Origin of the sequence: Streptomyces sp. NPDC048514 (genome assembly GCF_043199955.1) — a bacterium.
Classification (GTDB): Bacteria; Actinomycetota; Actinomycetes; order Streptomycetales; family Streptomycetaceae; genus Streptomyces.
Window position 1 is genome coordinate 293,449 of record NZ_JBICWT010000009.1, and the last position, 18,955, is coordinate 312,403.

Consider the following 18,955-nt stretch of genomic DNA (forward strand, 5'->3'; position numbering starts at 1 on the left):
GATCGACAGATCAGCCGACGAGATGATTCCCTGGCCCGCATGAGCAGCGTTCCCGTCACCACCTGGTCCCTGGAGCAGACGTCAGCGGCCGACCTTCTGCCCGCCGCCGCCCCCGAGGGTGACGTCCGGATCGTGCGGGCCGAGGTCCCCTCCCCCGAGTTCAGCCGGTTCCTGTACGCCTCGGTCGGCGGCGACATCCGCTGGACCGACCGGCTGGGCTGGACCTACGCCCGGTGGCAGGAGTACCTCGACCGTCCCGGCGTGGAGACCTGGGTCGCCTACGACCGGGGCACTCCCGCGGGCTACGTCGAGCTGGAGCCGCAGGGCGACGGTGCCGTCGAGATCGTCTACTTCGGCCTGATCCCCGCCTTCCGCGGCCGGCGCATCGGCGGTCACCTGCTGGCGTACGGAGCGGCCCGCGCCTGGGACCTGGCCGAGCGGTGGCCCGAGCGGACGCCCACCAAGCGGGTCTGGCTGCACACGTGCAGCAAGGACGGCGAGCACGCGATGGACAACTACCGGCGGCGCGGGTTCCAGTTGTTCGACACCAAGGTGGAGCTGGAGCCCGAGACGGCGACACCGGGGCCGTGGCCCGGCGCATACCCCGCCTGACCTGCCGGGACAAGCCTCCCCGCAGCGCATGTGAGCGACGACACCCTTGTCTCGAATTCCGGGACAAGGGTGTCCGCATGTTGGATAAAGCTGGACTGTGTCCAGATCGCCGTGACACGCTTCCGTCATGTCTGGAACTGGAATTGCCTTGGTGAGTCGGCGGCACGTCGACCTCGGCCGCATGTCCAGCGCCATCTGTCCGGCGAGCTGACGCTTCAGCACAGCCGAGATCCCCCGTACCTGATTTCCCGCCTGCGCGATGACGCGCGACCGCGCCCGTATGCGCATGTGTGCGCAGGTCAGAGCCGCTTTTCGCCTGTCCCGAAGGACGTAGAACCATGGCCGCCAACCCGCCGAACCCCGCCGACTCCGCGCCCCGCCGCAGGGTGAGCCGTCACCGCGGCGAGGGTCAGTGGGCCGCGGGTCACTTCACCCCGCTCAACGGCAACGAGCAGTTCAAGAAGGACGACGACGGTCTCAATGTGCGGACACGCATTGAGACGATCTACTCCAAGCGCGGTTTCGACTCGATCGACCCGAACGACCTGCGCGGCCGGATGCGCTGGTGGGGGCTGTACACCCAGCGCAAGCCCGGGATCGACGGCGGCAAGACGGCGATCCTGGAGCCGGAGGAGCTGGACGACGAGTACTTCATGCTGCGCGTCCGCATCGACGGCGGGCGGCTGACCACCCGGCAGTTGCGGGTCATCGGCGAGATCTCGCAGGAGTTCGCGCGCGGCACCGCCGACATCACCGACCGGCAGAACATCCAGCTGCACTGGATCCGGATCGAGGACGTGCCCGAGATCTGGGAGCGCCTGGAGGCCGTCGGCCTGTCCACCACCGAGGCCTGCGGTGACACCCCCCGCGTGATCCTCGGCTCGCCGGTCGCCGGCATCGCCGCCGACGAGATCATCGACGGCACCCCGGCCATCGAGGAGGCCCACCGCCGGATCATCGGCAACCCGGCGTTCTCGAACCTGCCCCGCAAGTTCAAGACCGCGCTCTCCGGCTCGCCCCTGCTGGACGTGGCCCACGAGATCAACGACGTCGCCTTCGTCGGCGTCCTGCACCCCGAACACGGCCCCGGCTTCGACCTGTGGGTCGGCGGCGGTCTGTCCACGAACCCCAAGATCGGTGTGCGGCTCGGCGCCTGGGTCCCGCTGGAGGAGGTCGCGGACGTCCTCGAGGGCGTCATCTCGATCTTCCGCGACTACGGCTACCGGCGGCTGCGCACCCGCGCCCGGCTGAAGTTCCTGGTCGCCGACTGGGGTGCGGAGAGGTTCCGGCAGGTACTGGAGGACGAGTACCTGAAGCGGAAGCTGGTCGACGGGCCGGCACCCGCGCAGCCGGTGGAGCGCTGGCGCGACCACGTCGGTGTGCACCGGCAGCAGGACGGCCGGTTCTACGTCGGTTTCGCGCCGCGCGTCGGCCGGGTCGACGGCACGCTGCTGGCCAAGATCGCCGAGGTCGCCGAGGCACACGGATCGGGCCGCGTCCGGACCACCGTCGAGCAGAAGATGATCGTGCTCGACGTCGAGGAGTCGCAGGTCGACTCGCTCGTCGCGGGTCTGGAGTCGCTGGACCTCACGGTCAGCCCGTCCCCGTTCCGGCGGGGCACGATGGCCTGCACCGGCATCGAGTTCTGCAAGCTCGCCATCGTCGAGACCAAGGCGCGCGGCATCGCGCTGATCGACGAACTGGAGCGCCGTATGCCGGACTTCGACGAGCCGATCACCATCAACATCAACGGCTGCCCGAACGCCTGCGCCCGGATCCAGGTCGCGGACATCGGCCTCAAGGGCCAGCTGGTCCTGGACGAGGACGGCAACCAGGTCGAGGGCTTCCAGGTGCATCTGGGCGGCGCTCTCGGCCTGGAGCCCGGCTTCGGCCGGAAGGTGCGCGGTCTGAAGGTCACCTCGCAGGAACTGCCCGAGTACGTCGAGCGGGTCCTGAAGCGGTTCCAGGACGAGCGCGAGGACGGCGAGCGGTTCGCCACCTGGGCCGCCCGGGCTTCCGAGGAGGCGCTGTCGTGAGCGAGCGAGCCGCACCTTTCTACTGCCCCTACTGCGGTGACGAGGATCTGCGTCCGAACGAACAGGGTCATGGCGCCTGGGAATGCGGGGCGTGCAACCGCGCATTCCAGCTGAAGTTCCTCGGGCTGCTGGCCCGGGGGCTGCAGCGGGCCGACGACGGAGGGGACGACCGGATATGACCACGGCTCAGGAACAGCAGCGTACGACCGAGGAGTGGAAGGCGCTCGCCGAGCAGGCGGGCCGCGACCTGGAGGACGCCTCCGCCCTGGAGATCCTCAGGTGGGCGGTGGACACCTTCGGCGAGGGGTTCTGCGTCACCTCCTCCATGGAGGACGCTGTCGTCGCCCATCTCGCCTCGCGCGTGGTCGAGGGCGTCGACGTGGTCTTCCTCGACACCGGCTACCACTTCCCGGAGACCATCGGCACCCGGGACGCGGTAGAGGCCGTGATGGACGTCAACCTCATCACCCTCACGCCGAAGCAGACGGTCGCCGAGCAGGACGCCGAGTACGGGCCGAGGCTGCACGACCGCGACCCCGACCTGTGCTGCGCACTGCGCAAGGTGCGGCCCCTGGAAGAGGGCCTCAAGGGCTACCTGGCGTGGGCGACCGGCCTGCGCCGCGACGAGTCCCCCACCCGGGCGAACACCCCGGTCGTCGGCTGGGACGAGAAGCGGCGGAAGGTCAAGGTCTCCCCCATCGCCCGCTGGACGCAGGACGACGTGGACGCGTACATCGCCGAACACGGCGTGCTCACCAATCCCCTGCTGATGGACGGCTACCCCTCCATCGGCTGCGCCCCGTGCACCCGAAGGGTCCTGGAGGGCGAGGACGCGCGCGCCGGCCGCTGGGCGGGCCGCGGCAAGACCGAGTGCGGGCTGCACGGATGACGAACGAATCGATTCAGGAGAACCACGTGACGACCGGAGCCACCGTCTGGCTCACAGGTCTGCCGAGCGCCGGCAAGACCACCATCGCGTACGAGCTGGCGGGCCTGCTGCGGGCCGAGGGCCACCGGGTCGAGGTCCTCGACGGCGACGAGATCCGGGAGTTCATCTCCGCGGGCCTCGGCTTCTCCCGCGAGGACCGGCACACCAACGTGCAGCGCATCGGCTTCGTCGCCGAACTGCTCGCGCGCAACGGTGTCAAAGCACTGGTGCCGGTGATCGCGCCCTACACGGACAGCCGGGACGCGGTGCGCAAACGGCACGAGGAGAACGGCACGCCGTACCTGGAGATCCATGTGGCGACCCCGGTCGCGGTGTGCAGCGAACGTGATGTGAAGGGGCTGTACGCCAAGCAGGCCGCGGGCGAACTGTCCGGGCTCACCGGGGTCGACGACCCGTACCAGGAGCCGGAGGCGCCCGATCTGCGGATCGAGTCGCAGCACCAGACGGTTCAGGAGTCCGCCGCGTCCCTGCACGCGCTGCTGACCGAGAGGGGACTGGCATGACCACGATCGCCAAGGTCGATAACGGCACGGACAGCCCGTACACGCTCTCGCACCTGGACGCGCTGGAGTCCGAGGCGGTGCACATCTTCCGTGAGGTGGCGGGAGAGTTCGAGAACCCGGTGATCCTGTTCTCCGGTGGCAAGGACTCCATCGTCATGCTGCACCTCGCGCTGAAGGCCTTCGCCCCGGCGACGATCCCTTTCTCCCTGCTCCATGTGGACACGGGACACAACTTCCCGGAGGTCCTGGAGTACCGGGACCGTGTGGTCGCCGCACATGGGCTGCGCCTCCATGTGGCCTCCGTCCAGGACTACATCGATCGCGGTGTGCTCAAGGAGCGTCCCGACGGCACCCGCAACCCGCTCCAGACGCTCCCCCTGACGGAGAAGATCCAGAGCGAGAGGTTCGACGCCGTCTTCGGCGGCGGACGCCGGGACGAGGAGAAGGCCCGCGCCAAGGAGCGGGTCTTCTCCCTGCGCGACGAGTTCTCCCAGTGGGATCCGCGCCGCCAGCGCCCCGAGCTGTGGAACCTCTACAACGGACGCCACGCGCCGGGTGAGCACGTCCGTGTCTTCCCGCTGTCCAACTGGACCGAGCTGGACGTCTGGCAGTACATCGCCCGCGAGGGCATCGAGCTGCCGCAGATCTACTTCGCGCACGAGCGCGAGGTGTTCCAGCGGGCCGGCATGTGGCTGACGGCCGGTGAGTGGGGTGGCGCGAAGGACGGCGAGACCGTCGTCAGGCGTCTGGTCCGCTACCGCACCGTCGGCGACATGTCCTGCACGGGCGCCGTCGACTCCGACGCGACCACGCTGGACGCAGTGATCGCCGAGATCGCCGCCTCCCGGCTCACCGAGCGCGGCGCCACCCGCGCCGACGACAAGCTCTCCGAGGCCGCGATGGAAGACCGCAAGCGCGAGGGGTACTTCTAAGCATGACCACGACCACGACCGAGGCGCTCTCGGCCACCACGCTGCTGCGGTTCGCCACCGCCGGCTCCGTCGACGACGGCAAGTCCACCCTCGTCGGGCGGCTGCTGCACGACTCCAAGTCGGTCCTCACCGACCAGCTGGAGGCCGTGGAGCGTGTCTCGGCGAGCCGCGGGCAGGAGGGCCCCGACCTCGCGCTGCTCACCGACGGCCTGCGCGCCGAGCGGGAGCAGGGCATCACGATCGACGTGGCGTACCGCTACTTCGCCACGCCGCGGCGCCGGTTCATCCTGGCCGACACGCCCGGACACGTGCAGTACACCCGCAACATGGTCACCGGCGCCTCGACGGCCGAGCTGACGGTGATCCTGGTCGACGCCCGCAACGGCGTGGTCGAGCAGACCCGCCGGCACGCGGCCATCGCCGCCCTGCTCCGCGTCCCGCACGCCGTCCTCGCCGTCAACAAGATGGACCTGGTCGGGTACGAGGAGAAGGTGTTCGCCGCGATCGCCGAGGAGTTCACGGCGTACGCGATCGAGCTGGGTGTCCCGGAGGTGACCGCGATCCCGATCTCGGCGCTCACCGGTGACAACGTGGTGGAGCCGTCCGCGAACATGGACTGGTACGGCGGTCCGACCGTCCTGGAGCACCTGGAGACGGTCCCGGTCAGCCACGACCTCGCGCACTGCCACGCCCGGCTGCCCGTGCAGTACGTGATCCGGCCGCAGACCGCCGACCACCCGGACTACCGGGGCTACGCGGGCCAGATCGCGGCCGGCACCTTCCGGATCGGCGAGCCGGTCACCGTCCTGCCGTCCGGGCGGACCTCGCGGATCTCCGGCATCGACGTGCTCGGCGAGCCGGTCGACGCCGCGTGGACGACGCAGTCGGTCACGGTGCTGCTGGAGGACGACATCGACGTCTCGCGCGGCGACCTGATCGTGCCGACCGAGGACGCGCCGGCCGTCACACAGGACGTCGAGGCGACCGTCTGCCACGTCGCCGACGCCCCGCTGACCGTCGGCCACCGGGTGCTGCTCAAGCACGGCACCCGCACGGTCAAGGCGATCGTCAAGGACATCCCGTCCCGGCTCACGCTCGCCGACCTGTCCCTGCACCCGCACCCCGGACAGCTCGTCGCCAACGACATCGGCCGCGTGAAGATCCGTACCGCCGAGCCGCTGCCGGTCGACTCCTACGCCGACTCGCGCCGCACCGGCTCCTTCATCCTGATCGACCCGTCCGACGGCACCACACTCACCGCCGGCATGGTCGGCGAGTCGTTCGCGGCCCCCGAGCCGGTCAAGGCCGCGGCCGACGAGGACGGCTGGGACTTCTGAGCATGCAGACGACCGATATCTACTCGACGTTCGCGAAGGAGGGCGGCCGCGTCGGCAGCGGCGCCCTCGGCAGCGGGCAGGGCGGAGTGGCGCGATGTGTGCGCTGACGTACGCGCACCGCTTGCGCGCCCCGTCCCCCCACCCGACGTCCCGGAAGCGACGAAGACCCTTTGCCGAACTCCCGGCCACGACCTGAGAGACCGTGACCGCCGGGCCTCCGAGAGGAACACCTCCCGTGCCTGCTACGAACGCTTTCCGCCGCACCTTCGCGGTGATGGCCGCGCTCCCTCTCCTGACCCTCGCCGCCTGCGGCTACGGGTCCGAGTCCAAGGACGACGACACCGCCAAGGTCGCCGCGGGCGCCGAGAAGACCGATGGGCTCGACAACGTCAGGATCGGCTACTTCGGGAACCTGACCCATGCGACCGCGCTCGTCGGCGTCCGCAAGGGCTTCTTCCAGAAGGAACTGGGCGCCACCGAGGTCAAGCCCGCGATCTTCAACGCCGGCCCCTCCGAGATCGAGGCGCTCAACTCCGGTTCCATCGACATCGGCTGGATCGGCCCGTCCCCGGCCATCAACGGCTACACCAAGTCGAACGGCAAGAGCCTGAAGATCGTCGGAGGTTCGGCGTCCGGTGGTGTGAAGCTGGTCGTGAACCCGAAGAAGATCAAGTCCCTGAAGGACGTCAAGGGCAAGCGGATCGCGACGCCCCAGCTGGGCAACACGCAGGACGTGGCGTTCCTCAACTGGGCCGCCGAGCAGGGCTGGAAGGTCGACGCGCAGAGCGGCAAGGGTGATCTCACGGTCGTCCGCAGCGACAACAAGGTGACTCCGGACGCCTACAGGTCCGGGTCCGTCGACGGCGCCTGGGTGCCGGAGCCGACGGCGTCCAAGCTGGTCGCCCAGGGCGGCAAGGTGCTGCTGGACGAGTCGGCGCTGTGGCCCGGCAAGAAGTTCGTGATCACGAACATCATCGTGTCCCAGAAGTTCCTGAAGGCCCACCCGAAGGCCGTCGAGGCGGTGCTCAGGGCCTCGGTCACGACCAACAAGTGGATCAACGCCAACCCCGCCGAGGCGAAGGCTGCGGCCAACGAGCAGCTGGCGACGGACTCGGGCAAGGCGCTCCCGGCGGACGTCCTGGACCCGGCGTGGAAGTCGATCCAGATCACCGACGACCCGCTGGCCTCCACTCTCGGCACCGAGGCGGCGCACGCGGTCAAGGCCGGCCTGCTGGACAGGCCGAACCTGAAGGGGATCTACGACCTGACGATCCTCAACAAGGTTCTCAAGGCCGCGGGTGAGAGCCCGGTCGACGCCGCCGGTCTCGGCACGAGCTGACCCTGTTCCCGACGAGTACCCAGGAGGTGACGACCATGGCCACGGCCCTCGTCAAGGCCGACCAGTCGGTCGAGTACGCCGCACGCCTCGAGCACGTCTCGAAGTCCTTCGCGACACCGCGCGGGCAGCAGCTCGTACTGGACGACATCAGCCTCGATGTCGCGCCCGGCGAGTTCGTCACCCTCCTGGGGGCCTCGGGCTGCGGCAAGTCCACACTGCTGAACCTGGTGGCGGGTCTTGACCGGCCCACCGCCGGTGCCATCCACACGGACGGCCGCCCGGCCCTGATGTTCCAGGAACACGCCCTGTTCCCGTGGCTGACCGCGGGCAAGAACATAGAACTCGCGCTGAAGCTGCGAGGGGTTCCCAAGCCCGAGCGGCGCTCCAAGGCCGAGGAACTGCTCGAACTCGTCCGGCTGAAGGGCGCGTACGGCAAGCGGGTGCACGAGCTGTCCGGTGGTATGCGCCAGCGGGTGGCACTGGCCCGCGCGCTGGCGCAGGAGAGCAGCCTGCTGCTGATGGACGAGCCGTTCGCCGCGCTCGACGCCATCACCCGGGACGTGCTGCACGACGAGCTGACCCGCATCTGGGCGGAGACCGGCGTGTCCGTGCTGTTCGTGACGCACAACGTGCGCGAGGCGGTGCGGCTCGCCCAGCGGGTCGTCCTGCTCTCCTCCCGTCCGGGCCGGGTGGCCCGGACGTGGGAGGTCGACATTCCGCAGCCGCGCCGTATCGAGGACGCGCCCGTGGCGGAACTGTCCGTCGAGATCACCGAAGTTCTGCGTGGGGAGATCCGCCGTCATGGCCAGCACTGAGACGACACCGGTCAAGGACGCCGGGAGCGTCGAGGCGGGCCTCGACGCGCTGGAGACCTCGGCCACGAGCCGCCCCTCCCTGCGCCGGACCTTCCTCGACAAGATCCTGCCGCCGATCCTCGCGATCGCCGTGGTCCTGGCGGTCTGGCAGGGCCTGATCACTCTGAAGATCGCCGACGATCCGACCAAGCTGCCGTCGCCGTCGGCGGTGTGGCAGGCGATCCGGAACGACTGGCTCCAGGGCAAGCTGCTCGACTACATCTGGACCAGCGTCTCGCGCGGTCTGCTGGGCTTCTTCTTCGCGCTGCTGATCGGAACCCCGCTGGGCCTCGTGGTGGCGCGGGTGAAGTTCGTGCGGGCGGCCATCGGCCCGATCCTGTCCGGTCTGCAGTCGCTGCCGTCGGTGGCGTGGGTGCCGCCGGCGCTGATCTGGCTGGGCCTGAACAACAAGATGATGTACGCGGTGATCCTGCTCGGCGCCGTGCCGTCCATCGCCAACGGCCTGGTCTCCGGGGTCGACCAGGTGCCGCCGCTGTTCCTGCGGGCGGGCCGGACGATGGGCGCGACGGGGTTGCGGGGCATCTGGCACGTCACCCTGCCCGCGGCCCTGCCCGGCTATGTGGCGGGACTGAAGCAGGGCTGGGCGTTCTCCTGGCGGTCGCTGATGGCCGCGGAGATCATCGCGAGCTTCCCCGACCTGGGCGTGGGCCTCGGCCAGTTGCTGGAGAACGCCCGCACCGCCAGCGACATGGCCATGGTGTTCGAGGCCATCCTGCTCATCCTGTTCGTCGGCATCGCCATCGACCTGCTGATCTTCAGTCCGCTGGAGCGGTGGGTGCTGCGCACCCGCGGCCTGCTGGTGAAGAGCTGATCCGCCATGCGTACCGGACCCGTCCTCCTCGTCATCGCACACGGCAGCCGTGACCCGCGGCACGCCGCGACCGTGCACGCCCTGGTGGAGCGGGTACGGTCGCTGCGGCCGGGGCTGCGCGTGGAGACGGGTTTCCTGGACTTCAACGTCCCCTCGGCGCAGGGGGTGCTGGAGTCGCTGGCCGCGGAGGGCGTGCGCGATGTCGTCGCCCTGCCGCTGCTGCTGACCCGGGCGTTCCACGCCAAGGCCGACATCCCGGCCGTGCTGCGGCAGGCCCCGGCGCGGCTGCGGATCCGGCAGGCGGACGTGCTCGGCCCGTCCCCGCTGCTGCTCTCGGCGCTCGAACGGCGCCTGTACGAGGCGGGGCTGGCGCCCCGCGACAAGTCCTCGACCGGGGTCGTGCTGGCCTCGGCGGGGTCCACCGACCCGGAGGCGAGCGCGGTGATCGCCGACATCGCGCGGGAGTGGTGGCACACCGGTTGGTGCGCCGTGCGGCCCGCGTTCGCCTCCGCGTCCCTTCCGCGCACCGAGGACGCCGTGCGTGAGCTGCGCGCCCTCGGCTGTGAGCGGGTCGCCGTCGCGCCGTACGTCCTGGCCCCCGGCTTCCTCCCGGACCGCATCGCGCGCGGCGCCGCCGCGGCGGACGTGCTGGCGGACGTGCTGGGCCCGGCGCCGGAGGTGGCGCGGGTGCTGCTGGAACGCTACGACCGGGCCCGCCGGCCGGCCCTCGCCGCACTCGGCGCCTGACCACTGCCCGGCCGGCCCGGGCGGGTCACAGGCCGAGGGCGTTCGTGAGGTACTGGGTGAAGGTGAGGCTGCCGGTTCCGGCCGCCGCCGTGATCGCGACGTTCTCCAGCGCGGAACGGATCCGGCCCCGGTTCGGCGGCAGACCGTCCTCGGCGGAGAGCGCCAACTCGCGCTGGATCACCTCGCCCTGGCCGACCAGCGCCGGGTACTCGGCGTGCAGGGTCGCGGTGAGCCGGTCGGCGACCTCCATGAGGGTCTCCAGGTCCAGTGCGTTGTTGTCGCCGTAGCCGACCGGTCCGTGGGCGGGTCCGAAGTTGTACGTGCTCATGTGCTGTCCTCGCTTCTGGCCCTCAGGGGGCTAGTGGTCCTCGCGGGGCTTCCGGTCCTCGGCGACCGGCCGTTCCGGGCGGCCGTCGGGGGGCCGGGACTCCGCGGGTTCGATGCGGGCGGTCCGGGACCGCTGACGTTACCGATGCCGGCGGTGCGTGTACGGAGGATCGGAACGGCTTGGCCGTACGGGTGACGGCGGGTCGGGGTGCGGTCGGCTCTCCTGCGTGGCCGCCCGCCTGCGCCGGTGGCGTCGGCGCCGACTGGGCCGAAAACAGCCACTCTTCCGGGTGATCGGTGTGCGTTGACCGGGCGCCGGCCGCCGCCGGGGGGGTGATCGATGCGCCCGTGCGTGGGCCATGGCGTGCCCGTCTCCTTCGTCCGTCCGTTCCGCTTCGGCCGTTGCGCGCGCTCCCAGCCTAGGAACAGCGTGCTGGATTCCTCGCGGAGTTCGGTGAGCCGGGCCATGCGGGGGCGGGCACGTGATAACGGACACCGCGGTCCGGCGCTCCCCTGTGGCGTCGGACCGCGGTGGCTCTTCGTTCTGCGCCGGTCACCGCCCGCGTGTCACACCTGTGTTGGCACTCTCGTGCCGGAGGGGCGGTTATCGGCCAATCCGGCCTCCGGTTTCCCGACGCGTGTCCCTTCGCCGGGAGTTGACGCGGGCAGGAGGTCGAACCGTCCGGCTGATCCGCCTCGGGCGGTCCGCCCCCCGGGGGTCACTCCGCCGTGGACGTCAGCTCGGCCAGCTTGACCACGGTGTTCCAGTTCCGGCTCGTGGCGGTCAGGCCCTTGGTGATCCGCGGCCGGGCCAGCGCGTCGGCGAGCCTGGAGCGGCCCACGCCGTCGGGGGCGTACAGGTACAGGCAGCGGTCGCCGAGCCGGAACTCCTCGGGGAGGTGGGCGGCCTGGTCGAGTTCCGCGAACCGGTCCGGGGTGACGGCGGCGGAGAAGTAGGTGACGTGCAGCTGCCTGCCCTCCAGGCCGGCGGCCGGGAAGGGGCATGCGTCGACGACCGACTTCAGGTAGGCGTGGTCGCGCACCAGCACCTCGACCGGGAAGCCGAAGCGCTCCTCGATCGCCCGCGCCAGCTCCGCCGCCAGTGATTCCGCATCGCCGTCGTCGGTGGTGAACACGGCCTGGCCGCTCTGCAGATGGGTGCGGACACCGGTGTGGCCGAGGCCGGTCATGAGCGTGCGCAGTTCGGCCATGGGGAGCCTCTTGCCCCCGCCGACGTTGATTCCGCGCAGCAGCGCCGCATAGGTCGTCATCCGGCCACGATAGAACGGCCGTCGTGCCCCGTGGGGGCGGGCACGACGGCCGGGGCCGGCAGCGCCGGCTGCGCGAAACTCTGGCCGATGACCGGCCCGTGGATCAACTCCTACACGCAGCTGTGACTTGTTCAACAAGGCTCTGTAATCACAAAGGTGATCTCTGTCGGCGGATCGGACACGGCCGGCGCGGAAGCGGCGGCGCCGACACGGCCCATCGGATACCGGAGTGCCGGCGTCGACGGTCGGTCGCGGCGCATCGGATGCGGCGCGCGTCCCTGAGTCCCGTCCCGGAGAACCGCCGATAGATGTAAGGGCCCACCGTCCTCCGCAGTGGGGAGCGGCGCCCGCCGCACCTCACCGGGCAGCACGACGAGGCGTGCCGGTCCGGCCCATAGCGTCGAGGGAGCAAGCACAGACGTGGCGGCAGGGGGCCGTCACCGCACACGAGGGGGAGCGCCCGTCATGGGGAAGACACAGGTGCGGGGGCTGGCCGCCCGCGCCGGCGGCTGGAGCGCCCGGCACCGCTGGGCGGCCGTCGGCATATGGGTGCTGTTCGTGGTCCTGGCGATGGGCCTCGGCTCGGCGGCGGGCCGGGTCGACGTGGACGAGAGCGACCAGCTCAAGGGCGAGACCCGCACCGCGGCACGGATCATCGACGACGCGGGGATCGAGGAGCCGGCCGCGGAGACCGTCCTGATCCAGGCGGGGAACGGCGGCGCCGTCAAGGCCACGAGCGCCGAGTTCCGCGCCGCCGTCGCGGACGTCGTCGCGGCTGTCGACGGTACCGGCGAGGTCACCGGCGTGACCTCGCCGTACGACAGCCACACCGTCTCCCGGGACGGCCGCAGCGCGTTGGTGCGGTTCGATCTGCGCGGTGACGCGGAGACGGCCGCCGACCGGATCGAGCCGGTACTGAAGGCCGTCGCGGGGGTGCAGAAGCAGCACGGCGGCCTGCGGATCGAGGAGATCGGCGGCGCCAGCATGCAGAAGCAGTACAAGGACGCCTTCGGGAACGACTTCCAGCAGGCCGAGTACTCGGCCGTGCCGGTGGCCCTGGGCATCCTGCTGATCGCCTTCGGGGCGCTGGTGGCCGCGCTGCTTCCGGTGGCCCTCGCGATCACCGCGATCATGGCGACGATGGGCCTGATGGGCCTGGTCAGTCATCTGCAGCCGATGAGCGACACCGCCAACTCCGTGATGCTGCTGGTCGGTATGGCCGTCGGTGTCGACTACTGCCTGTTCTACCTGCGCCGTGAGCGTGAGGAGCGGGAGGCCGGGCGGGACGCGGCAACCGCGCTCAGGATCGCCGCCGCCACCAGTGGCCGGGCGATCGTAGTCTCCGGCGTCACCGTGTGCGTGGCGATGGCGGGCATGCTGTTCACCGGGCTCGCCGAGTTCGAGGCGATGGGTCTGGCCTCGCTGATGGTGGTCGCGGTCGCCATGGTCGGGTCCGTGACGGTCCTGCCCGCGCTCCTGTCGCTGCTCGGCGAGCGGGTCGAGAAGGGACGCCTGCCGTTCCTCGGGCGCCGGCGCCGGCAGCACCGCACGGACGACGGGAGCCGGTTCTGGACCGCCGTGCTGCGGGGGGTGCTCGCCAAGCCGCTGGTCTCGGTCGCCGTCGCGGGCGGCACGCTGCTCGCGATCGCCGCGCCGGCGCTCGGCATGAAGACCCAGCAGCTCACCCTCGACCAGGAGTTCGGCGACTCGCTGCCGATCGTGCAGACCTACAACCGCATCAACGACGCCTTCCCGGGCGGCAGCGAGCCGGCGCAGGTCGTGGTCAAGGCCAAGGACATCAACGCGCCCGAAGTGCGCCGCGCACTCGCCGACTTCAAGAAGCAGGCGATCGCGTCGGGCGCCTCGCGCGGCCCCGTCGACATCAAGCTGCACGACGCGCAGAACGTGGCCCTGGTCTCCGTGCCGCTGGTCGGCGGCTCCGACATGGACCGGGCGACGCGGAACCTGGAGAAGCTGCGCGACGAGGTGCGGCCCGCCACGCTCGGCAAGGTCGACGGGGTGCAGGCGCCCGTGACCGGGCAGGTCGCGGGCAACCACGACTTCAACGACCAGCTGATGGGCTCGGTCGTGCCGGTCTTCGCCTTCGTGGTCGTCTTCGCCTTCCTGCTGATGCTGCTGTCGTTCCGCTCGCTGACCATCGCGATCACGTCGATCGTGCTCAACCTGCTCTCGGTGGCCGCCGCCTACGGCATTCTGGTCGCGGTCTTCCAGCACGGCTGGGGTGCCTCGCTGGTGGGCGCGGAGGGGGTCGGCGCGATCGTGACCTGGCTGCCGCTGTTCCTCTTCGTCATCCTGTTCGGACTGTCCATGGACTACCACGTGTTCGTGGTCTCCCGGATCCGCGAGGCCCGGCTGCGCGGCCGCGACACGAAGGACGCGATCCGGCACGGCGTGGTCACCACGGCCGGTGTCGTCACCAGCGCGGCGGTCATCATGGTCGCCGTCTTCGCGATCTTCGGCACGCTGTCCATGCAGTCCATGAAGCAGATGGGCGTGGGCCTGGCGGCCGCCGTCCTCATCGACGCGACGGTCATCCGCGGGGTGCTGTTGCCGGCGGTGATGGCGCTGCTCGGCGAGCGCAACTGGTACCTCCCCCGGTGGCTGCACCGGCTGCCGGACCTCACCCATGACGAGGTGCCCGAGGCGATCGCACGGCCGGTGCGCGAGGAGGGCGAGCGGCTGACGGTCTGAGCCCGCCCGCCGCCACCGGGCCCGCCCGTTCCTCCGGGAACCGGCGGGCCCGCTCCGTCCCCCGTCCGCGCGGACCCGGCACGACGGTGCTCGCGCAGCGGTCCGCGAGTGGCGCGGTGCGGGCCCCGTACGAGGTGCTCGCGCGGGGCCCGCCGGTGGCCCGGCACCGGTGGCGAACCACCCGGTGCCCCCTACTTCCCGCGGTGTGCGGGCAGTTCGGCCTCGATGAGGTCCGCCGCCCGCCGGGTGCCGCCCTCCTGGGCCATCTCCGCCTGGATCTCCTTCAGCCGGCGGGCGGTCTCCGGGTCGTCCACCAGGGCGAGCGCGGCCTCTCGGAGACGGTCGGCGGTGGCCTCCTCGGTGGCCAGCTGCCGGGCGACGCCGAGTGCCTGGAGCATGTCGGCGTTGCCGAACTGGTCGACGGCCTGCGGTACGGCGATCATCGGCGTGGCCGTGGCCAGTCCCTCCTGGCTGCCGCCGGCGCCGGCGTGGGTGACGAACAGGTCGGCCTGCCGGAGGATCGCCAGCTGCGGTACCCAGTGGTGCACTTCGGCGTTCGCCGGCAGCTCCCCCAGCTCGGCGGGGTCGACCTGGCCGCCGATCTGGAGGACCAGGTGCCAGCCGGGCAGGTCCCCGAAGGCGCGCAGGCACTCACGGTAGAAGCCGGGCTGTTTGGTGAAGGTGGAGCCGAGGGACACCAGGACGACCTTCGCGGCGCCGGCGGGGCGCTGCCAGTCGCCCTGCTCGGCCCGGTCGCCCTGACAGGCGCCGACGAAGGAGTGGACGCGTTCGTCGACCCGGTCGGCCTGCGGCTGGAGGGCCCTGGGGATGAGTACCAGCGAGCGGGACGGTCGGCCGACGAAGGAGTCCGGGTGCTCGGTGATCCCGTTCTCCGCCAGCCACGCCTCGAACCGGGCGTAGTAGGCCCGTCCGCGTTCGGTCTTCCTGGGCTCGGCCCACATCGGCTCGGCGACCTCCTTCTCGTAGCCCTCCCAGGCGACGAGGTTGGGTGACAGGGAGATGGCCGGGACGCCCCAGCGGTGGGCGAGGACACGGGCCGGGTAGGAGGTGATGTCGTGCAGGACGAGGTCGGGTTCGTCGCCGGCGTAGGCCTCGATCAGCTGCGGGAGCGCCTGGATCGCGTCGGCCAGGAACGGCTCCACGTTGTCGAGCAGGGTGCTGCCCCAGGCCTCGGGGTCGGCGTCGGGACCGGGCAGCGTGGAGGTGTAACGCACCGGCCGGGCCCCGGTGGCGGCCACCTTGTCGGCCAACGCGGGCGGGATGGCGTAGGTGACCCGGTGCCCGCGGGCGACGAGCTCCCGGATCACCTCCAGGCTCGGGTTCACATGGCCGTGGGCGGCGACGGAGAACATGGCGATGTGGGCAGGTGCGGTCGTGATGGCGGTCATGACCACGACGTTAGACAAGACGAACCGTCTCGTCTAATCATTTTCCCGTCCGGGCGCGCACCCTCGCCACGGTCCGCGTCAGCGCTGGTACCGGGCCAGCACGAGGTTGCCGTCCTTCTCCAGACGGCTGCGCAGCTCGCCGAGGCCGATCGCGCCGCTGTAGTACTCCTGGTAGGCCGGGGTGGCCACCTTGTCCTTCCATTCCGCGTAGCCGCGGACGGACTGGGCGGGCGCCGGGCGGAGCCGGGCCGCGAGGGCGGTGCCGGTCGCCCAGCCGTTCTCCGTGGTGTGCAGGGCGGGATCCCGCAGCGCCTCCGTGCCGGTGGGCAGCATCCAGTCGCCGAGCGCGAGGCGGACCATGTTCGGCGGCCGCAGCAGGAAGTCGATGAACGCGGCCGCCTCCTTCTTGTGCGGGCAGTCGGCGGCCACGGACAGGGTCTGCGGGCTGACACCCTGGGCGAGTCCGCCGGCACCCGCCGGGGCGGGCAGCACCTGCCAGCGGAACCCCTCGGGGGCCTGCTGCACGATCTGCTGGCGGTAGGAGAAGCCCAGCGGGACCATCGCGTACCGGCCGGCGAAGAAGCCGGGCAGGGTGTCGGAGCCGCCGCTGCCGAGCGTCGAGGCGGGGGCGCTGTGATCGACGGCCACCTGGTCGTGGACGGTGCGCGGCACGACCGCGTCACCGGCCGAGAAGCGCACCCGGACCTTGCCGTCCGCGCCCCGGTGGAAGAGCCGGCCGCCCGCCGACAGCGAGAGGTTGAGCGTGACGGAGACCGGTTCCTTGAGCGGCCAGGCCACGCCGTACCTGCCGGGCCCGCTGAGCCTCTTGGTGGCCTGCCGGAACTCCGCCCAGCTCCACGGGTGTTCCGGCGTCGGTATGCGCACCCCCGCGGCCCGCAGCCGGGTGGAGTCGGCGATCAGCACCCGGGGCTCCTGGAGGAACGGCACGCCGTAGACGCCGCGCCCGAAGGTGACGGAGTCCCAGCTGCCGCGCGGGATGTCGGCCCTGAGCCGGGCGGACAGCAGGCCGGTCAGGTCGGCGAGGTAGCCGCCGTGGGCGAAGTCGGCGAGGTCGTCGGAGGCGTCGTGGATGACGTCCGGTGCCTCGCCGCCCTCGAAGGAGGTGAGCAGCTGGTCGTGCACGCTGTCCCAACCACCCTGGACGTACTCGACCTTGACGCGCGGGTGGGTCGCGTTCCACTCCTCGACCAGATCCTTGTTGGCGGCGACGGACTCCTGCTGCCAGGCCAGGGACTGGAAGCGCAGGGTGATCGGGCCGTCGCGGTGGCCCGGGGAGGAGCAGCCAGCGAGGAGCAGCAGGAGCACCACGAGCGCCTTGCCCGGCATCCGCATCAGCTCTTCACCGCCCCGGCGAGCAGGCCGCTCGTGATCCGCCGTTGCAGGAGAGCGAACAGGGCCACGGAGGGCAGCGTGGCCAGGAACGCGGCCGCGGCCAGCGGGCCGAGGTCGGCCACTCCCTCCGCGCCGATGAAGTGCGTGAGGACGACCGGGACGGTCTGCTTCCCGGGACTCTTGAGCAGCACCAGCGCGAAGAAGAACTCGTTCCACGCGGTGACGAACGCGAACAGCGCCGTCGCCGCGATGCCCGGCGCGAGCAGCGGCGCGGTCACCGACACGAGGGTCCTGAGCCGGCCCGCGCCGTCGACGGCCGCCGCCTCCTCCAGTTCGGCGGGCACCGCCCGGACGTGGCCGACGAGCATCCACAGCGCGAAGGGCAGCGCCCACACCACGTACACGAGCACCAGTCCGGTCAGGGAGTCGACCAGCCGCAGGTGCTTCAGCACCAGGAAGAGCGGGATGATCACCAGCACGAACGGGAACGCCTGGCTGACCACCACCCATCCCGTGGCGGCGCGGGCCAGCCGGGTGCGCCGCCGGGCCATGACGTACGCCATCGGCGTCGCGACGAGTACGGCGACGAGGGCGGTGGCGAGCGCCACGAGCAGGGAGTTGAGGGCGGCGTGCGCCAGCGGCTGCTCGGCGAAGGCCTGCCGGACGTTGTCCAGGGTGGGGTGGCGCGGGATCCAGGACGGGTGCAGAGCGCCCAGCTCGCGCGGGGATTTCAGTGCGGTGGACAGCAGCCAGAGGAACGGGAAGGCGAGGAAGAGGAGGTAGGCGAGGAGTGCGGCGTACTGGCCGGCGCGGGTCCGGCGGCTGATCCTCATGCCTGCCCGCCGCCGCGCAGCCGGCCGGCCAGGAAGACCGCGAGCAGGACGGAGACCACCGCGACCAGCACGCAGCCCATGGCCGCCGCGTAGCCGAACTGGCCGTATCGGAAGGCCTCCTCGTAGGCGAAGAGCATGGGCAGCCGGGTTCTGCCGCCGGGTCCGCCGTTGGTGAGGACGTAGACCAGGGCGAAGGCGTTGAGGTTCCAGATCAGATTGAGCGCGGTGATGGCGAGGGCCACCGGTCTGAGCGCGGGCCAGGTGACCGCGCGGAAGCGGCGCCAGGCGCCCGCGCCGTCCACCGCGGCCGCCTCCTGGAGTTCGCGCGGGACGTTCTGCAGACCGGCGAGCAGGGCGACCGTGGTCTGCGGCAGCCCCGCCCAGACGCCTACGACGATCACTGCGGGCAGCGCCGTGGCCAGCCCGCTCAGCCAGTCCCTGCCGTCTCCCAGGCCGAGGTCGCGCAGGGTCTCGTCGAGCACGCCCGCGTCCGGGTTGTAGACGAGCCGCCACATGATGCCGACGACGACCTCGGGCATCGCCCAGGGGACGATCGCGAGGGCGCGGGCGAGTCCCCGCAGGCGCAGATCCTGGGCGAGCAGCAGGGCGAGGCCGAGCGCCAGCAGGAACTGGGGCACGGTGACGCCGACCGCCCAGACGAGTCCGATTCGGAACGACTCCCAGAAGAGGGTGTCGTGCAGCAGGTCGCGGAAGTTGAGGGCCCCGATCCACCGGGTGGGTGCCGTCCGGCCGGACTGGGCGTCGGTGAACGCGAGCAGGACGCCGTAGAGCAGCGGGCCGACACTGAGCACCAGGATCGGGAGGAGGGCGGGCAGGACCAGGAACCAGGTTCCGCGGTCGGCCCTTCGCCGGCGGACGGGTCGCCGCGCGTCGGCCACTGCTGTCACG

19 protein-coding genes are annotated in these 18,955 nt (G+C 71.2%); 13 read left to right on the plus strand and 6 right to left on the minus strand.

The window, feature by feature from the left end; translation table 11 throughout:
* The first annotated feature begins 39 nt into the window (after nucleotides 1-39).
* The 12 genes from ACGFT2_RS21570 to ACGFT2_RS21625 all read left to right on the plus strand — a co-directional run bounded on the left by ACGFT2_RS21570 (nucleotide 40) and on the right by ACGFT2_RS21625 (nucleotide 10,141).
* Nucleotides 40-612 carry a GNAT family N-acetyltransferase gene (locus ACGFT2_RS21570; RefSeq protein WP_393280604.1) on the plus strand — a complete coding sequence of 191 codons (573 nt, stop codon included), beginning with the start codon at nucleotides 40-42 and terminating at the stop codon, nucleotides 610-612.
* A 127-nt stretch (nucleotides 613-739) separates the two neighbouring features.
* Nucleotides 740-823, plus strand: coding sequence for a putative leader peptide (locus ACGFT2_RS21575; protein WP_309486338.1), 84 nt, complete (start codon nucleotides 740-742; stop codon nucleotides 821-823).
* A gap of 127 nt (nucleotides 824-950) precedes the next feature.
* A complete protein-coding gene (locus ACGFT2_RS21580) occupies nucleotides 951-2,648 on the plus strand; it encodes a nitrite/sulfite reductase (protein ID WP_393280607.1) in 1,698 nt (565 codons plus the stop codon).
* A complete protein-coding gene (locus ACGFT2_RS21585) occupies nucleotides 2,645-2,827 on the plus strand; it encodes a hypothetical protein (protein ID WP_353599495.1) in 183 nt (60 codons plus the stop codon). Before ACGFT2_RS21580 ends, ACGFT2_RS21585 begins: the two co-directional genes overlap by 4 nt.
* The gene (locus ACGFT2_RS21590; protein WP_393280611.1) at nucleotides 2,824-3,537 is read left to right on the plus strand and encodes a phosphoadenylyl-sulfate reductase; all 714 of its coding nucleotides are present in this window, start codon (nucleotides 2,824-2,826) and stop codon (nucleotides 3,535-3,537) included. The genes ACGFT2_RS21585 and ACGFT2_RS21590 overlap by 4 nt, the downstream gene beginning before the upstream one ends.
* Nucleotides 3,534-4,100 carry an adenylyl-sulfate kinase gene (gene cysC / locus ACGFT2_RS21595; protein ID WP_393280613.1) on the plus strand — a complete coding sequence of 189 codons (567 nt, stop codon included), beginning with the start codon at nucleotides 3,534-3,536 and terminating at the stop codon, nucleotides 4,098-4,100. Before ACGFT2_RS21590 ends, cysC begins: the two co-directional genes overlap by 4 nt.
* Entirely contained in the window at nucleotides 4,097-5,032 is a 936-nt protein-coding gene (gene cysD, locus ACGFT2_RS21600; protein WP_393280616.1) for a sulfate adenylyltransferase subunit CysD, read from the plus strand. The genes cysC and cysD overlap by 4 nt, the downstream gene beginning before the upstream one ends.
* Nucleotides 5,033-5,034: 2 nt before the next feature.
* Complete coding sequence (locus ACGFT2_RS21605; RefSeq protein ID WP_393280618.1) at nucleotides 5,035-6,369, plus strand: sulfate adenylyltransferase subunit 1; 1,335 nt, start codon at nucleotides 5,035-5,037, stop codon at nucleotides 6,367-6,369.
* 235 nt (nucleotides 6,370-6,604) lie between these two features.
* Entirely contained in the window at nucleotides 6,605-7,708 is a 1,104-nt protein-coding gene (locus ACGFT2_RS21610) for an ABC transporter substrate-binding protein (RefSeq protein WP_393280620.1), read from the plus strand.
* A 35-nt stretch (nucleotides 7,709-7,743) separates the two neighbouring features.
* A complete protein-coding gene (locus ACGFT2_RS21615) occupies nucleotides 7,744-8,523 on the plus strand; it encodes an ABC transporter ATP-binding protein (RefSeq protein ID WP_393280623.1) in 780 nt (259 codons plus the stop codon).
* Nucleotides 8,510-9,394: an ABC transporter permease gene (locus ACGFT2_RS21620; RefSeq protein ID WP_393280625.1), complete on the plus strand. Its 885-nt coding sequence runs from the start codon at nucleotides 8,510-8,512 to the stop codon at nucleotides 9,392-9,394. Before ACGFT2_RS21615 ends, ACGFT2_RS21620 begins: the two co-directional genes overlap by 14 nt.
* Nucleotides 9,395-9,400: 6 nt before the next feature.
* Nucleotides 9,401-10,141, plus strand: coding sequence for a sirohydrochlorin chelatase (locus tag ACGFT2_RS21625; RefSeq protein WP_393280628.1), 741 nt, complete (start codon nucleotides 9,401-9,403; stop codon nucleotides 10,139-10,141).
* A 25-nt stretch (nucleotides 10,142-10,166) separates the two neighbouring features.
* On the opposite strand, the gene ACGFT2_RS21630 is transcribed toward ACGFT2_RS21625, so the two are convergent.
* Both ACGFT2_RS21630 and ACGFT2_RS21635 read right to left on the minus strand, forming a co-directional pair.
* Nucleotides 10,167-10,469 (minus strand): hypothetical protein, encoded by a 303-nt coding sequence (locus ACGFT2_RS21630; protein ID WP_393280630.1) that lies wholly within the window; start codon nucleotides 10,467-10,469, stop codon nucleotides 10,167-10,169.
* Nucleotides 10,470-11,187: 718 nt separating this feature from the next.
* Nucleotides 11,188-11,739 (minus strand): DUF1697 domain-containing protein, encoded by a 552-nt coding sequence (locus ACGFT2_RS21635; RefSeq protein WP_393280633.1) that lies wholly within the window; start codon nucleotides 11,737-11,739, stop codon nucleotides 11,188-11,190.
* Nucleotides 11,740-12,204: 465 nt separating this feature from the next.
* Between ACGFT2_RS21635 and ACGFT2_RS21640 the strand changes: the two genes are divergently transcribed.
* Nucleotides 12,205-14,451 (plus strand): MMPL family transporter, encoded by a 2,247-nt coding sequence (locus ACGFT2_RS21640; RefSeq protein WP_393280636.1) that lies wholly within the window; start codon nucleotides 12,205-12,207, stop codon nucleotides 14,449-14,451.
* Between the two features lie 191 nt (nucleotides 14,452-14,642).
* Here ACGFT2_RS21640 and mgt read toward each other — a convergent pair whose 3' ends face one another.
* The 4 genes from mgt to ACGFT2_RS21660 all read right to left on the minus strand — a co-directional run bounded on the left by mgt (nucleotide 14,643) and on the right by ACGFT2_RS21660 (nucleotide 18,954).
* Nucleotides 14,643-15,860, minus strand: a complete 1,218-nt coding sequence (gene mgt / locus ACGFT2_RS21645) for a macrolide-inactivating glycosyltransferase (RefSeq protein ID WP_393280639.1) — start codon at nucleotides 15,858-15,860, stop codon at nucleotides 14,643-14,645.
* A 78-nt stretch (nucleotides 15,861-15,938) separates the two neighbouring features.
* Complete coding sequence (locus ACGFT2_RS21650; RefSeq protein ID WP_393280643.1) at nucleotides 15,939-17,207, minus strand: ABC transporter substrate-binding protein; 1,269 nt, start codon at nucleotides 17,205-17,207, stop codon at nucleotides 15,939-15,941.
* Between the two features lie 5 nt (nucleotides 17,208-17,212).
* Nucleotides 17,213-18,046, minus strand: a complete 834-nt coding sequence (locus ACGFT2_RS21655; RefSeq protein ID WP_393280646.1) for a carbohydrate ABC transporter permease — start codon at nucleotides 18,044-18,046, stop codon at nucleotides 17,213-17,215.
* Entirely contained in the window at nucleotides 18,043-18,954 is a 912-nt protein-coding gene (locus ACGFT2_RS21660) for a carbohydrate ABC transporter permease (protein WP_393280648.1), read from the minus strand. The genes ACGFT2_RS21655 and ACGFT2_RS21660 overlap by 4 nt, the downstream gene beginning before the upstream one ends.
* Nucleotide 18,955: the final 1 nt, after the last annotated feature.